Genomic DNA, 15,003 nt, shown 5'->3' on the forward strand with positions numbered 1-15,003 from the left:
TTCAGATATAAACATGTTTTTTTATCATAATACGCCTATTCAATTAAGATATAAAGAAAAACGATTTTGTGAACTACTTATAAGACATGTAAACAGAATTGTGCCTAATCATAGGATCTATGATTATGTTTGGGAAGGTGAGGTGAAAGAATCTTATCCTTTAAGACAATTACTTGTTGAACTTAGAAAAAAACTCCCTTTTAATATCATACAGACAAAGATTAGAGAGGGGTATATGATTGAAACTCAAAAATAAACTTTACCTCATTCTATTTTTGATAACGAGTACATTGATTGTTTTCACAGGAGTAATGTATAGTAATTTTCAGCAGCAAAACCAAAACAACCTAAACGATAAGCTCACTCAAAGTATCCATGTTAATAGACTTTTGTTAAGTTCTGCTGTAAATGATAGCTATCAAACATTTGAAGAGAAAAAAACTTTTTTTACGCGCATCCATCAGAAAACGATAGATGAATTTAAAAAAGATGAAAACATCTCTTTAGTGCAGTTGAGAAATAAAATAGTGTCACTGTTTCAATTAAACGATGTGAAAGTGGATATTTATGTAATCAATAAAGAGTATGTAATCACCGATGCGACCTTTGAAAAAGATATTGGTCTAGATTTTAAAAATATCTTTGGTGGAAAGAAGTATTTCGATAATATATCAAGAGATAATGATATACATATTGAGAATGATCTTTTAATAGACTATATGGACGAAAGTATCAAAGTGTATTCATGTGCAAGTCTCAATCATGATAAATACCTACAAATGTCCTTTGCTGATCCCTTCATCTATAAAAAATTACGTCAGACTGTAGAAAATATTTCCAAGAGTACTCAGAACAAAATAAATCTTTTTCGCATTACAAAAACACCTTCTAACGAGGAATACTATGAAAACATACTGAACGATGAAACTATCATAAACAAAGAAGAGTATCTTAATTTACAAAAAAAATTTCCTATAAACCGTGTTACTGATGATGCCATTATCAATGCGAACCGACAAAACAAAATCATAAGATCAGATAAAAATATTGCAAAAAATTTATTGACGTTTTATATACCAATATTTAGCAAAAAAAAGGAGGGATCATCACTAGATCGTAATTTCATCATGAAAATGGACATTGATATCAGTGAGTATTTGAATCAACAACAGAAGAACAAAAATATTTTTATTCTCTTAGGTATTGTTCTGTTTACTTTGATAGGTATCCTATATAATTTTATAAAAAACCACTTTTATTTTCCTATCACCAAAATTACACAAAATTTTAAAGACAATATAACGATAAATGATCCAGACTTGCTTAGCAAAAAGGATGAATTTGGGACTTTGGCAAATGAGTATAACACCCTCTATTCAAAACTACAAAACCAAGTAGAAAATAACCAACACCTTTTGAATGAGAACAAACAGTTCATCGCTGATATGGTCCATCAGATCAGAACACCACTCACTGTTATTATGACCAATGCATCACTCATTGAGATGCAAACCCAAGACCAGGTATCTTCCTATATCAAACAAATCAACTCTGCTATTAATATGCTTTCCAACTCCTATGAGGACCTCGCTTATGGTATAACCAATGACACTATAGAGTATAAACCTAGTGAGATTGATATTAGCAAATTGCTTCATGAAAGAATTGATTTTTTTGAAGTCATTGCTGAGGCCAATGAGAAAACCATTGTTACCGATATTGCCATGGATATACACCTCTATATGAATGATATAGAGCTAGAGAGGCTTATAGACAATAACCTCTCTAATGCTATTAAACATAGTCATGACAAAAGTAAGATCAAGATCATTTTGGAGAAAATCAATTCAGAGGTTCTCTTACAATTTATCTCTGAGGGGAAACATATTTATGATGTCTCTAAGATATTTGATAAAAATTATACAGAGTCTTATGGTGCCAAACGGAGTTTAGGGTTGGGATTAAACATGGTGAAAACCATTTGCGAGAAAAATAATATTTACTATGCTGTTAACTCAATAAATCATATGAATACCTTTACTTATATTTTCAAAGGTTAGTTTAGAAAGAAGTATAGTATACACATTAACAATCAAAGAGGATAATATTATGAAGCTAAAACATAAAATGAACCAAATATCATCCAGATTAAATGAGTTACATCCTATAGATAGCTCTTTAGTAAGTACACTCTATACTCTTTCAATTAAAAGTCTTTTAACGGCCATTATATTTACCATACTCGTAACCATATTCTTATATTCTGAACTTACTGATAGTATAGTAGTGTGGTGCAGTATTTTGGTTTCATTTTTATTATTAAGACTCTATCATGTCTACCTTTTTAAAACAACGCCTCAAATCCATTCCATTGAAACATGGTACAACACGTTTATGATACTTGCTTTTTTAACTGCTATAATGGTATCAATACTGGGTGCTGTATTTATTCACAGTCTTAATGAGTATTATCAACTTTTTATCGTAGCCGCATTATTAGGTCTTACTGCCGGTGCGACAACGTCATTATCTTCAGATTTACGTATTGCTATAGTGTATATCAGTATTATCATGCTCCCGTTGATCATTTCTATGACCATGATACACACATCATTAGCCTTTATACTTCCAGTACTTATGATCTTGTTTTACTTCTCTCAGATACTGATGATATTTAACAGTTATACTCACGAGAAAGAGATCAAAGAATTAAAAGCAGAACAGAACCTACTGAACAATTTATTTTCAGAGGTTCCTTTGGGAATGTTCAGCTATGATAAGGATTTAAATGTACTATATGCGAATAAACATCTCTCTAAGACATTCAATTATGAAGAGAACGAGCTAACGGGACTGAACCTTCACTCGCTTCATGACACAAAATTTATAGATATCCTTCAGGATACCCTTACCCAAGGGGCACAATCATACGTAGGATCATACAAAGCTATCAATGGCAATACATTTTGGCTCGAAACAACATGGTTTCCTTTTAAAGATATCAATAATAAGGTTCTTGGCGGTATAGGAATCATAGATGATAAAACAAAAGAGCATATGCATGAGGAAGAGCTTAAATCCCTTCATCTAACACTTCAGGACCAAGTAAAGAAGAATCAATTTCTATTAAAAGAGAACAAACAATTTATCGCTGACATGGTCCACCAGATAAGAACCCCTCTATCAGTCATTATGACAAACGCTTCTCTCATAGAGATGAATTCCGAGTCGGAAATATCATCATATATCACTCAGATCAATTCAGCTATCAATATGCTATCTAACTCGTATGAAGATCTCTCCTATATTATTTCAAATGATACTCTAGAATACCCGCCAATGGAAATAAATTTGACAGAGTTTCTTGAAGAAAGAATTCATTTTTTTGAAGTCATTGCACAAGCCAATAATAAAGGCATATCTACTGATATACAAAACAATATAAACATAACTATCAATGATACAGAATTGGAGAGGCTCATCGATAACAATATATCGAATGCTATTAAGCACAGTAATGACAACAGTCAAATAAAAGTCATTTTGAAAAAGGTCAATTCAGAGATCATCTTACAATTTATCTCTGAGGGGAAAAATATCTATGATGTCTCTAGGATATTTGATAAAAACTATACAGAGTGTTATGGTGCCAAACGGAGTTTGGGATTGGGATTAAACATGGTGAAAACGATTTGTGAAAAAAACTGTACTCGTTATTATGCCCATTCTCAAGAGGGTATAAATACATTTACTTATATTTTTCAAGGATAATAAGAAAAGAGAGGCGAACGAAGTCTCATGACCTCATTCCAAAAGAGTGAGATTAGAGCTTACACTCCCCAAGTTCTACCTCTCTATACTCTACATCCATCAATTTACATGCACGTTTCATGATGCCTTCTTGCGTAAATCCGAACTTCTCAAAGAGCTGCTCTGCCGGTGCGGATGCCCCGAAACTCTCCATACCGAGGACATCATCTGCATAACGGTAATACTCTGTTCCTGTTGCTGCTTCAACGGCAAGCACTTTTGTATTTGGATCAATGACTGCTGCCTTGTACTCTGCATCCTGCTCATTGAAGAGATCAAGACACGGTACGGAAACCACGTTTGCTTTGATACCAAGCACAGCCAGGTGGCATGCTGCCTTTAGACACGGCATCAACTCTGAACCTGAGGCCATCAGCGTAAAGTTCGCATCTTTTCTTTTCTTGACAATATAGGCACCTCTGCTTACATCACCGAAATCTCTTTTTGGCTTCAATGTTTCAAGCTTTTGACGACTCAATACAAAACCGTGTGGTGCTTTCATGGTCAGTGCTGTTCTCCATGCTTCCACATTCTCCGTAGCATCTGCCGGTCTCCATACATAGAAGTTAGGCAATGCTCTAAACTGTGACATATGCTCGATAGGCTCATGTGTAGGGCCATCTTCCCCTACTCCGATACTGTCATGCGTCCAGACAAAGAAGTTTTGGATCTTTGTCAATGCTGCGATACGTGCTGCAGGCTTAAGATAATCAGAGAATACAAAGAAGGTTGCATTGAACGGTATCGTTGTACCATAGAGTGCTATCGCATTGGTAATCGCAGCCATTGAGTGCTCACGGATACCAAAGTGCAGGTTCCTTCCTTTAGGAAAATCTCCCAGATCTTTCAACTCTGTTTTGTTCGAAGGTGCCAAGTCTGCCGAACCACCGATGAAAGATGGAATAGCTGTTGCAATAGCATTAAGGATCTTACCGTTTGAGTCTCTTGTTGCCATCGCTTTATCTCCGGAAAAATCCGGGAATTCGATCGCAGAGAAGTCAGGGTTAAGCAATCTTGCCAATGCTTCGTTCTGCTCGATAAGCGGTGCCTCTTTTTGTCTGTGTATCCACTCTTTCTCTGCAAGTTCACCCTGCTCTAATGCACATCTGAATCTCAACAGTACATCTTCCGGTATTTGGAAGAATGCTTCAGGATCAAAACCTTCTTTGGCCTTTGATTCAGCGATAATATCAGCACCTAGAGGTGCCCCGTGCGTATGATGAGATCCTTCCATATCACCTGCACCCTTACCGATGATCGTATTGGCAATGATGATCGTAGGTTTAGTGGCTGTTTTTACTTCTTCCAAGGCTTTTTCAATGTCATCATAACAGTGTCCATTGATCTTCATCACGTTCCAGTTCTGCGCTTCAAAACGTTTTTCAACATCTTCACTCCATGCGATGCTTGTGTCACCTTCGATCGTAATTGCATTGTTGTCATAGATAAGCACCATATCTTTAAGCCCCAAGTGTCCCGCAAGTGCACACGCTTCATAAGAGATACCTTCTTGCAAATCACCGTCACCACAGAGACAGTAGACTTTATGGTCTATCAGTTCACAGGTCTCTGAGTTTACCTGATTGGCAGTATAGGCTTCTGCCATAGCAAAACCTACCGCATTGGCGATACCCTGTCCCAAAGGACCTGTCGTGATCTCTATACCTTCAGTATGGCCATACTCCGGGTGTCCCGGTGTCTTAGAGTCTAGTTGACGGAAATTTTTCAAATCATCAAGCGTTACATTGTAACCCCAAAGATGTAAAAGAGAGTAGATCAGTGCCGAAGCATGTCCCCCTGAGAAAACCAAACGGTCACGATTGAGCCATTTTGGATTTTTAGGGTTATGGCTCAGCTTTTCACTCAACACCACTGCGATATCCGCAAGACCCATAGGTGCACCCGGGTGTCCTGAATTTGCTTTTTGGACCATATCAGCCGCTAAAAATCTGATCGTATTTGCCATCTTTTTACGCATTTTGTTCTGCTCTGTCATTGCCATAGTTATTCCTTTAGTTGTGTCTGTATAGGTATGTGTTCATCAAGGGTTGTAAAGCCATTTGCAACTTCTCATCAAAGTCTTCAAATCGTCTTTGTAAATCTTTTGCCAGAGTGTCTGCTTCTTCGATACTCTTCTCCAGTCCTAAAAGATTGACAAAGCTATTTTTATCGCTGTCATTTCCTGTGGGTTTTCCCGCCTCTTCTTCACTCTGTGTCTCATCTATGATGTCATCTTGTATCTGGAATAGCAGTCCCAGATCGATACCAAAATCATAGAGGGCATCCTGTACCCTCTTCTCAAGTCCTACGATAACGGCTCCCATCTGCATGGAGGTAGCGATGAGTTTGGCCGTTTTGTTCTTATGGAGTGTTTTGACCTGTTCTATATCCAACGGTGTGTTTTCAAAATAGCAGTCTATGGCTTGTCCAAGTACCATACCACGGCTGCCTCCATCACGCGCAAGCAACTCTACCAGTTTTATTTTCACATCTGCACGCAGTGGTGCTTTGGAAATGAGATAGAAAGCATCCGTATTAAGGGCGTCTCCCGCAAGTATGGCAGTCACTTCATCAAAACGTTTATGTAGCGTCTCATGTCCACGACGCAGATCTGCATCATCCATCGCAGGCAGATCATCATGTATCAGAGAATAGGTATGGAACATTTCAAGTGCTAGTGCTACGGGTAAAGCACCATTATAAAGCATCGGTTCATAGGCATCAACGATATTTAGAAGTAACATAGGACGAAAACGTTTTCCACCTGCAGTCAGCATCACACCCAGTGCTTCTTCATAGATAGGATGAAAACTTGGGACTTTTGGTAAGTTTTCGTTTAGATACGTTTCAAATCGTTGCAATGTATACCTTCGAAGTTTATTTGTTGAAATTATATCAAATTTGGATAAAATAAGCATATGAAAAAAGAAACATCACGCTTACTTATCACATGGACCAAGCGGCTGCTGGGTTTTATCGCTTTTTTGGTGTGGGGATATGTTATTTTTAGTATTTCACAATCACCGGCCCCATTTATAGAACAGGCACCCTACTGCATGGGGAGTACCATGCTTATCTTCGCTTTACTGACCGCTGCCTATAAAGGTCTGGATCACTGGAGTTTAAATCAAAAAGGGCATTAAACCTTACATTTTTTGGCAATTTGCGCAATCTGTTCCTCTAAAGTAAGCTTCTCTACATCAATGATCACATCTGCCACTTTTCTATAAGCTTTTTCACGTTCATTATAGAGTTTCTTAGCCTTTTTTTCATCTGAAAAAAGTGGGCGTTTCGCAAGTTTTGATTTAGCGTTTTTTGCTGTTTTCAAACGGTTATGGATCCAGTCAAAGGAAGCATCAAGCAACACCACCGTCCCCAGTTTCTTAAGGTTGTTCACTTTGTAAAAACCGCCGCCGCAAGAGATAAGCGTACCTGTCACGCATTTCTCTATCCAGTCGGCAGTGACCTGTTCCTGTGCCCTGAAATACGCTTCACCCTTTTTCTCAAATATCTTTTTGACCTCTTTGTTCTCTTTGGATTCTATCAGATCATCTGTATCTATGATATAGGTACCGTATTTTTTAGTAAATGCACGGGCAGTGGTACCTTTACCTACACCCATGAAACCTATGAGAATAATATTCTTTTTCAAAGTTTATACCATATTGTAACGGTCTATAATTCTTGAAAGACGTTTACGCAGATTTTTCAATGCCTCCACCGCGTCTTCACCTTCAGCAACAAGAGATTCAAACTCATCGAACTGTATCTTAGCGACCCAACCGATCTTGGTATGTTTTTTGATCCCAACAAAACGTACTTCACCAAAATGTTCTTTTGCCATTTTATAAATACGCTCAATTCTTTGATCTAGAGTTTTGACTTCTTTATTGCTTTTGTTGCTCATTGCTTTCCTTTTTTTTGATTAGATAGATCCCGTTCAAGCATCATATTTTCATTATGTGTTATAGGACTTTTACTTTCTGATATAATTATATCATATCAAAATGGCAAAACTATTACAAAAGGATGAGAGTGATGAAAAACATACTGATCACGGGTGTGAGTTCAGGGCTTGGTGAAGCTTTGGCTGAAAAATATTTGGAACATGGTGACAATGTCTATGCCATAGGTAAAACCCTGCCGAAAAAACTTGACCATTATCCTCACTTTTTCTTTTTCCCCTATGATCTGAGTGAAACATTCATGATCCAGTCTACACTCAAAGAGTTTTTACAACATCGTTCCTTTGACATAGTGATCCTCAATGCAGGGGTTTTAGGTGATATAAAGACTCTCTCTCAGACTGATCTCATGGATGCCAAAGCAGTAATGGAAGTCAATGTCTGGGCAAACAAGGAGCTTATAGACACCCTCCATGCACATGCACAGGTCAAACAGATCGTAGGCATCAGTTCAGGTGCTGCAGTGAATGGATCTAAAGGTTGGGGAGCTTACTCACTTTCTAAAGCAGGTCTCAATATGCTACTCAGTGTCTATGCCAAAGAGTTGCCGGAGATCCATTTTACCGCACTGGCCCCAGGTGTTATCCGTACCCCTATGGTTGAGCATATCATAGAAGAAGTCGATGATGCCCTGTTCCCTTCTGCTAAAAGACTCAAAGAAAATCCTATCCAAACACCTGAGCAAGCAGCCGAAAATCTCATCGATACTTTTCCCAAACTTCTAGCGTATGAGAGTGGAAGTTTTTTAGATGTAAGGACCATGTAAAATAAGCGTAAAAAATGATCTAGTGTGCAGTAGATTTTGTCTTTGAGTCTTGAAGGACTAGTAAACCTAGTTCAAAAGCCTCAAAGATGAAAGATGCTGTGCAATGGATCATTTAGACTTTGATCTTTTGCCATTCACCTTTATCGAAGGTTCTCCAGAGCCATGTCGCTTTGACAAACGTATCGGATATCATTGCAAGATAGACCAGTAATATAGACTCAAAATACCAGCTCAACACAAACGCAGGAATGATACGCACAAGCCATACAGAGATAAGGTTGATCTTCAACGTCCGTTTGGTATCTCCTGCTCCGCGCAAGGCACCGGAAAGCACAAAATTATAGGCTAAAGGGATCTGTGAAAATCCTACGATACGCAGATAGAGACTGGCTTCTTCAATGGTCTGTGCATCATCGGTAAAGAGCCATACGATCTTCTCAGGCATAAAGATCATAAAGAAAGAGAGGAAGAACATGAAACCCACCGTGTATTTGAGTACGAGTATGACATCTTCTCTGGACTGTTCAGGCTTTTTAGCCCCTAAACCCTGTCCCATCAGTGCCATGGCTGCGATGGTAAATCCAATGCCCGGCATGAAAGCCAATCCTTCTACCCGCAGCCCTATCTGATAACCTGCCAATACTTCTGTGCCAAATTGTGCAATGATCACCGTAAACAGCATAAAACTTCCAAATGTCAAAGAACGTTCGAACGAAGCAGGGATACCCACTTTGAGTGCACGTTTTAAAAGAGATCTAGAGTAGTGCCATGCAGGTATGTAAGGTGTTTTATGTCTAAGATAGAGCACCATATAGACGATCAGTTCCAGGACATTGACAATCACGGTACCTACCGCTGCACCCATCACACCTAACTCTGGAAACCCATGGTTACCGAAGATCAACAGATAGTTTAAAAATACGTTGAGCACAATGGAGACTATCTTGATCATCATGGGTGTCTTTGTGTCTCCTGCTGAGTTCAATGCCGTCACAAAAACCAGTTTCCCAAATACAAACGGGAGCATCCATGTCAATGTTTGTACATACTCTTCACCTAATCTAATCACCTCAGCTTCAGTACCAAACCATACATAGATATTTGAGGCAAAGACGTACCAAAAAGCCATAAGAGGTAGGGAGATATAAAGTACAAAATGAAGCAGGGTCGAAAGACCTGTAGAAGCCCGCTTCATCTGCCCTGCTCCAACAAAACGGGAAAGTAGTGCTGAAGTACCTATGTGAAGCAAAGAAAGCATCGCGAACAAGAACATAAGCGAATGTAGTCCCAGCCCTACTGCTGCCACAGCAAAAGCAGAAATACGCCCCACCATGATAAGATCCGTGATCACTTGCAGCATATCCAGCAGAGAATTCACTGCAGCGGGGAGAGAAAGCTTGAGTATCTTTTGGTGTTTTTTAGGAAAAAATCGTATCAAGAAAAACCGTTACCCTACGATCTGCGCAACATAGACATAAAGCAGAACGATGATCAGTGATGCTGTAGCCATCGTCCATATAAAAGCACCCATCATTCTGCCTGCATTAAACATTTGCCTGTATTTGTAAAGGAGAATAGGGAAAACGACCAGTGCCACAAACACAGGGAAATACATCAACGGACTTATACCATACTCCTCTATAGCGTATCCTACCGCTACAAAAGAAGTATAGATGATGATGTACACCATAGTGAGCACTACCATTTGCACGATCATAAAGAGTACTTTGGCTCCTGCTTTGTTTTTTTCATCGTTGTAGTACTGCATCTGTATTCCTCTATGGTGTTTTGCAGAATTATAGCACACCGTTTGCTTCGAAATCTTATTTGATATGGATGATGATGCATGTTGTTCAATCCAGTTCCGTGATGAGCACTTTATAAAGAATGTGTTACATTTTTTCTCTTCTTTTAATTTTTTATTACAAAAAATAATTTTATGACATAAATGTGACATGAATGTGACATCAAGAAAATAGACTGAAATGTTTTTAAATTTAAAAAAGGGAAAAAAATGAAAAACACTTATAAACTTGGTTTAGCTTCAATCGCAGCTTCACTAGCATTAGTTGGATGTGGTGGAGGAAGCTCTAGCAGTAATCCGGCAACTGTTTCAGGAAAATTTATCGATGCAGCGGTAGAAGGGTTAAACTATACATGTATGTCATCAGGAGTAAGTGGAGTTACAGACAATACGGGAACATTCACTTGCCAAGCAACAGATAATAATGTAACATTTTCTATAGGAGCTTATGTTATAGGTAGCTCTACATCTACTTCTGGTATTGTTACTCCTTACAATATTACAGCTGATGATACTGCCGCCGTTGATGTAGCACAATTACTTCAAACACTTGATGACGATGGTGACGGGGTTATCACTATTCCTGATGGTTATACAGCTTTAGATGATGTAAATGCTACACCAGGAGAGATAGACTTTGAGAGTGAAGTAGAAGCTGCATTAACTGTAGAGGCAGGAGCAACAGTTATTTTAGTTGATGGAAATACAGCACAAGACAGCATGGATGAAAATAGAATTCTAGCATTACTTGGCGGTAAAACGGTATATTTGGCTGAGGAAAATAATTATGTTGACAAGTGGGTCTTCGATGCGAACTTGACTGAAGTAACTATGACTTACACAGCAGGTGCTGCAGCGGATGGCACATCTTATACAACTGCACTTACACTAGAAAATGGATGGTTATCTCTTTCAAACAGTGGACATATAGAGTTAGTAGAAGAAACAGCTGATTATCTTCTTTTTAATCATACAGCAAATACTGTTACAACACCAATGAAATTCTATTTTGATGAAGTTACAGCCAAAGCAGTATTTGGTGGTTACATAGTTATTACAGAAGAGAAGTTAAGCGGTAAGACTTTCTATAGCTATGAATTTGATGCGCAATATAATGAAGAAATTTATGCAAAAATGACATTTAGTAATGGTACAGTGACTAGAACTGAGGTTATCAATGGTGGTGCTCCTGAAACAATTACTGTTTCATATGAAATCATAGATGGTAAAATTAGAGCAGATGTTCCTGCTATGGATGGAGATCCATCTGAGTATGCATGGGTTACTTTATTGTCTGAAACTGCTGATTCATGGATTATACTAGATGAAGGAGATAATTATCAAGATGGTACTATAGATTGGTCAAGTGAAACTACGTTGTATCTTACTAAACCAGATACTTACCCTGATTTTACAGTAAGCACTACATCAGTAGATACTACAACACCAGACCCAATAGTAACAGACCCTCTGCCAACCCCGACAACTGAAGCAGCCCTTAGGGATTTACTTGCAGGTAAAACATTATATAATGAAAGCACCTATGAATCGTGGGCATTTAATGCAGATTTAACATCAATATATTTTGAAGACGTAGATGCCACCACTGTAGACAGCACTAATTCTGGAACAATGACTCTAGCTCTTTCTGGTACGACACTTACTATAAATGGTTTCGTAGTAACTGCAGTGATTTCTGATAAGTATATAACCATTTCAGGTGATGGTATATCGGAAAAATTGTGGTATAACCTAGCAGACCTTGAAGCAGTTCTTTTAGCAAGCGGTCTCATCTAATTTCATAAAGCAATAGCTAAAGGCTATTGCTTTATTCTACTTTTCATATCTCATGATCAAACATCAAAAATACAGATCTTAAACAGTAATCAGCTTTTTTCTGAATGATAAGTCAATGTAATGAAACATTTTTATCTAACTACACATCCGGCCAATCACCAAACGGCCATGCTTTTTCATCTGTATTGAAACCTACATAAGAGACAAGCTGTTTTGCGTACTCTGACAATCCCTTAGTAAACTGTAAGATCTTCTCATTGGGTTCACCTGCCAACCAAGTGTAAATATATTGGATCATAACCATCACAAAAAGCATTATAAAGATAAATCTGCCAAAGTATAAACATTCCTTGCATATTTATTATTACCTCTAGGTTATTGCAAATGATTCACTTCTCTATTTCATGATAAACTCTTCAAAAATACATGTTTCATTTTTCCCCTTCTTTGATATTTTTATTACAAAAAATAATTTTATGACATAAATGTGACATAAATGTGACAACAAGCAAATAGACTTAGCTGTTTTTTAAATTTATTAACAGAAAGGGAAAAGGATGAAAAACAGTTATAAACTTGGTTTGGCTGCGATCTCAGCTTCTATAGCATTAGTTGGATGTGGAGGAGGAAGTACTGGTGGTACTCCGCTTACTTCGACTGGTAAAGCATATTATATAGATAATGCAGTAGGTGGGGTGAATTATGTATGTGGTTCACAAGAAGGAATTACAGGGCCTGATGGTAGCTTTACATTTGAAGTGGGATCTAGCTGTACTTTTTACTTGGGCGACTTAAAACTTCGTGATGTAGCGCCTGAACTATTAGTTGATGGTACAGATGTCTATGAAACAGATAATAATATACGAGAAATTCTTCTATCACTTGATGAAGATGGTGATACATCAAATGGTATTACTATTAATGCAACTATTGTTGAAGCATTGGCTACTGAGGGAATTACATCATTACCGACAAATAGAACAGAAATGGATGCTCTAAAATCAGTAATTGAAACGAATGGTGGTACAGTTGTCACTGAATTAGAAGCACAAGAACACTTCCTGGTATCACTATTAGATGGTAAACCATTTTATATTGTTGATGAGTGGCACATCATGCAGTGGACTGCAATGTGGGGAGTTACAGAATTTAATACTATGATAGACGGAGTCGGTGCTTTTGGCGGTGCACTTTGGATAGATGGTGATAAAATTCATCTAGCTACTAATGATTATTATATGGTAAAAGAAGTAACAGCTGAGTATATTTTAATAGATAGTTATGTCAATGGTACACTTTCAACTACAGAAAAATTCTATTTTGATGAAGCGAAAGCGCAAGCAGATTTGGATTCACGTACTACGCCAATGACAACAGCGATGCTCTCTGGAAAAGTGTTTTATGCAGATAATAGTACCGATTTTGAAATGATTTCATTTATCTCTTCATCAGAAGTCATTTTCAGAGAGATACTATTGGCACAAGATGGTACTATCAGTGTTGATACTGGAGCTAATGCATATCCTTATACGATTAATGCATCAGGAGATGTAGTTATTGATTTTGGTGGGGGAAATATAAATACATATAAATTGATAGATGCTACTACTACGCAATGGAACATGGTAAAAAATGGAGATGCAACTAGTCCTTACAGTACTTGGCTTCTTAATGCACCAAGTAATTTCCCTGTATTAGATCCTGTACCAACAGACCCTATACCAACAGCAGCAGAAATAGAATCTTTTGTATCCGGAAAAGATTTTTGGGTTAATGGAATTACTGTAAGTTATGCATCAGACTATTCTTACTCAGATAACGATAACTGTACAGGTACATGGACAGTATCTAACAATACTCTTACGGTAACAGGTGGTTGTAGTTATAACATTACATTTAATGAAGCACTAGTTGATGGAATGACTGTTACTTTAAACATAACAGATACTACTCCTGTACAAACAGTGGATGTGACTTTCACAGAAGATACATCTGTCCCTACCCCAGTGCCTACACTTGAAATTACTGAGGCGTTGTTAAGTGGAAAAACTTTTTATGAGCAAGATTATGAAACAGATCAAAATAATGTAAAAATTGCTGATATTTATGGAGAGATGACATTAGCAAATGGCGTACTTACAAGAACAGAAGTTTACGTAGATGTCAATACAGGAGCAGAAACTGTTGATAAGTTTACTCTCAACTATATCATTGTAGGTGGGAAAATAAAGGTAGATCTTACAGTATTCAATGAGGGGTATGGACAGTTTACGCTCAATGCTGAAAGTACAGATGCATGGGATCTAACTATGGAAGATGACAGAAACCCTCAAGATGGTGTTATCGATGCTGGTTCAGCTAGACCAACTACTTGGTATCTTTCTAAACCAGTTAACTACCCTGATTTTACAGCAAACACTACACCTATATTAGACCCTGCAAGAGCTGCAGAATTAGAGACTTTTGTATCAGGAAATGTTCTTGTGTTTAATGTCGGAGTAACATCAACATTTGCAGTAGATGGTTCTTACAGCGAGGTTAATCCTAACGGTACTTGTTCTGGTCAATGGGCAGTGGTAGGTGACACTTATGGTGACGCGTATATCGGAACAACTTGTAGTAACCCTGCATCCACGGTTACACCGACTTCAACGACTGATTCTGATATGTATATTGCCTTTTGGGGAGACTTAACAAACATAATAGGCACTTATAGTAATACTCTTTATGGGACTGGTGGTGGTCTCGATGCAAGTCTACTAAGTGTGACACCACTTTAATTTTTCTTTTCTCGTTCCACCTCTCCGAAGGTGGAATGCATAGGCAACTATAACATTATCCAAAATACGATATCACTAAAA

At 37.8% G+C, this 15,003-nt stretch carries 14 protein-coding genes; 7 read left to right on the forward strand and 7 right to left on the reverse strand.

Going from position 1 to position 15,003, the window contains the following annotated elements:
• From SULAR_RS10205 to SULAR_RS10975, 3 genes are all read left to right on the forward strand, one after another.
• The coding region (locus tag SULAR_RS10205; RefSeq protein ID WP_008245743.1) for a helix-turn-helix domain-containing protein at positions 1–256 on the forward strand (256 nt) is incomplete at its 5' end.
• Positions 257–311: 55 nt separating this feature from the next.
• A complete protein-coding gene (locus tag SULAR_RS10210; protein WP_155993897.1) occupies positions 312–2,060 on the forward strand; it encodes a HAMP domain-containing sensor histidine kinase in 1,749 nt (582 codons plus the stop codon).
• Positions 2,061–2,109: 49 nt separating this feature from the next.
• Entirely contained in the window at positions 2,110–3,771 is a 1,662-nt protein-coding gene (locus tag SULAR_RS10975) for a PAS domain-containing sensor histidine kinase (protein WP_008245747.1), read from the forward strand.
• A gap of 52 nt (positions 3,772–3,823) precedes the next feature.
• Here the strand turns inward: SULAR_RS10975 and tkt are convergent, their stop codons facing one another.
• A complete protein-coding gene (gene tkt / locus SULAR_RS10220) occupies positions 3,824–5,812 on the reverse strand; it encodes a transketolase (protein ID WP_008245748.1) in 1,989 nt (662 codons plus the stop codon).
• Between the two features lie 10 nt (positions 5,813–5,822).
• Complete coding sequence (locus SULAR_RS10225) at positions 5,823–6,671, reverse strand: polyprenyl synthetase family protein (RefSeq protein ID WP_008245749.1); 849 nt, start codon at positions 6,669–6,671, stop codon at positions 5,823–5,825.
• 57 nt (positions 6,672–6,728) lie between these two features.
• On the opposite strand from SULAR_RS10225, the gene SULAR_RS10230 reads away from it, so the two are divergent.
• Complete coding sequence (locus tag SULAR_RS10230) at positions 6,729–6,953, forward strand: hypothetical protein (protein ID WP_008245750.1); 225 nt, start codon at positions 6,729–6,731, stop codon at positions 6,951–6,953.
• On the opposite strand, the gene SULAR_RS10235 is transcribed toward SULAR_RS10230, so the two are convergent.
• Both SULAR_RS10235 and SULAR_RS10240 read right to left on the reverse strand, forming a co-directional pair.
• Entirely contained in the window at positions 6,950–7,462 is a 513-nt protein-coding gene (locus SULAR_RS10235; protein WP_008245751.1) for a shikimate kinase, read from the reverse strand. The genes SULAR_RS10230 and SULAR_RS10235 overlap by 4 nt on opposite strands.
• A gap of 3 nt (positions 7,463–7,465) precedes the next feature.
• Positions 7,466–7,717, reverse strand: coding sequence for a hypothetical protein (locus SULAR_RS10240; protein ID WP_008245752.1), 252 nt, complete (start codon positions 7,715–7,717; stop codon positions 7,466–7,468).
• Positions 7,718–7,848: 131 nt separating this feature from the next.
• Between SULAR_RS10240 and SULAR_RS10245 the strand changes: the two genes are divergently transcribed.
• Positions 7,849–8,541 (forward strand): SDR family NAD(P)-dependent oxidoreductase, encoded by a 693-nt coding sequence (locus SULAR_RS10245; protein WP_008245753.1) that lies wholly within the window; start codon positions 7,849–7,851, stop codon positions 8,539–8,541.
• A gap of 112 nt (positions 8,542–8,653) precedes the next feature.
• Here SULAR_RS10245 and SULAR_RS10250 read toward each other — a convergent pair whose 3' ends face one another.
• Together SULAR_RS10250 and SULAR_RS10255 are read right to left on the reverse strand one after the other, a co-directional pair.
• Entirely contained in the window at positions 8,654–9,979 is a 1,326-nt protein-coding gene (locus tag SULAR_RS10250; protein ID WP_008245755.1) for an MATE family efflux transporter, read from the reverse strand.
• A 9-nt stretch (positions 9,980–9,988) separates the two neighbouring features.
• A complete protein-coding gene (locus SULAR_RS10255) occupies positions 9,989–10,309 on the reverse strand; it encodes a hypothetical protein (RefSeq protein ID WP_008245757.1) in 321 nt (106 codons plus the stop codon).
• A 246-nt stretch (positions 10,310–10,555) separates the two neighbouring features.
• Between SULAR_RS10255 and SULAR_RS10260 the strand changes: the two genes are divergently transcribed.
• Complete coding sequence (locus SULAR_RS10260) at positions 10,556–12,142, forward strand: hypothetical protein (RefSeq protein ID WP_008245758.1); 1,587 nt, start codon at positions 10,556–10,558, stop codon at positions 12,140–12,142.
• Between the two features lie 139 nt (positions 12,143–12,281).
• On the opposite strand, the gene SULAR_RS11065 is transcribed toward SULAR_RS10260, so the two are convergent.
• The gene (locus SULAR_RS11065; protein WP_369791781.1) at positions 12,282–12,500 is read right to left on the reverse strand and encodes a DUF4389 domain-containing protein; all 219 of its coding nucleotides are present in this window, start codon (positions 12,498–12,500) and stop codon (positions 12,282–12,284) included.
• A 199-nt stretch (positions 12,501–12,699) separates the two neighbouring features.
• Between SULAR_RS11065 and SULAR_RS10265 the strand changes: the two genes are divergently transcribed.
• Entirely contained in the window at positions 12,700–14,922 is a 2,223-nt protein-coding gene (locus SULAR_RS10265; protein ID WP_008245762.1) for a hypothetical protein, read from the forward strand.
• Positions 14,923–15,003 lie beyond the last annotated feature (81 nt).

Source organism: Sulfurovum sp. AR, from assembly GCF_000296775.1.
Taxonomy (GTDB): Bacteria; Campylobacterota; Campylobacteria; order Campylobacterales; family Sulfurovaceae; genus Sulfurovum; species Sulfurovum xiamenensis.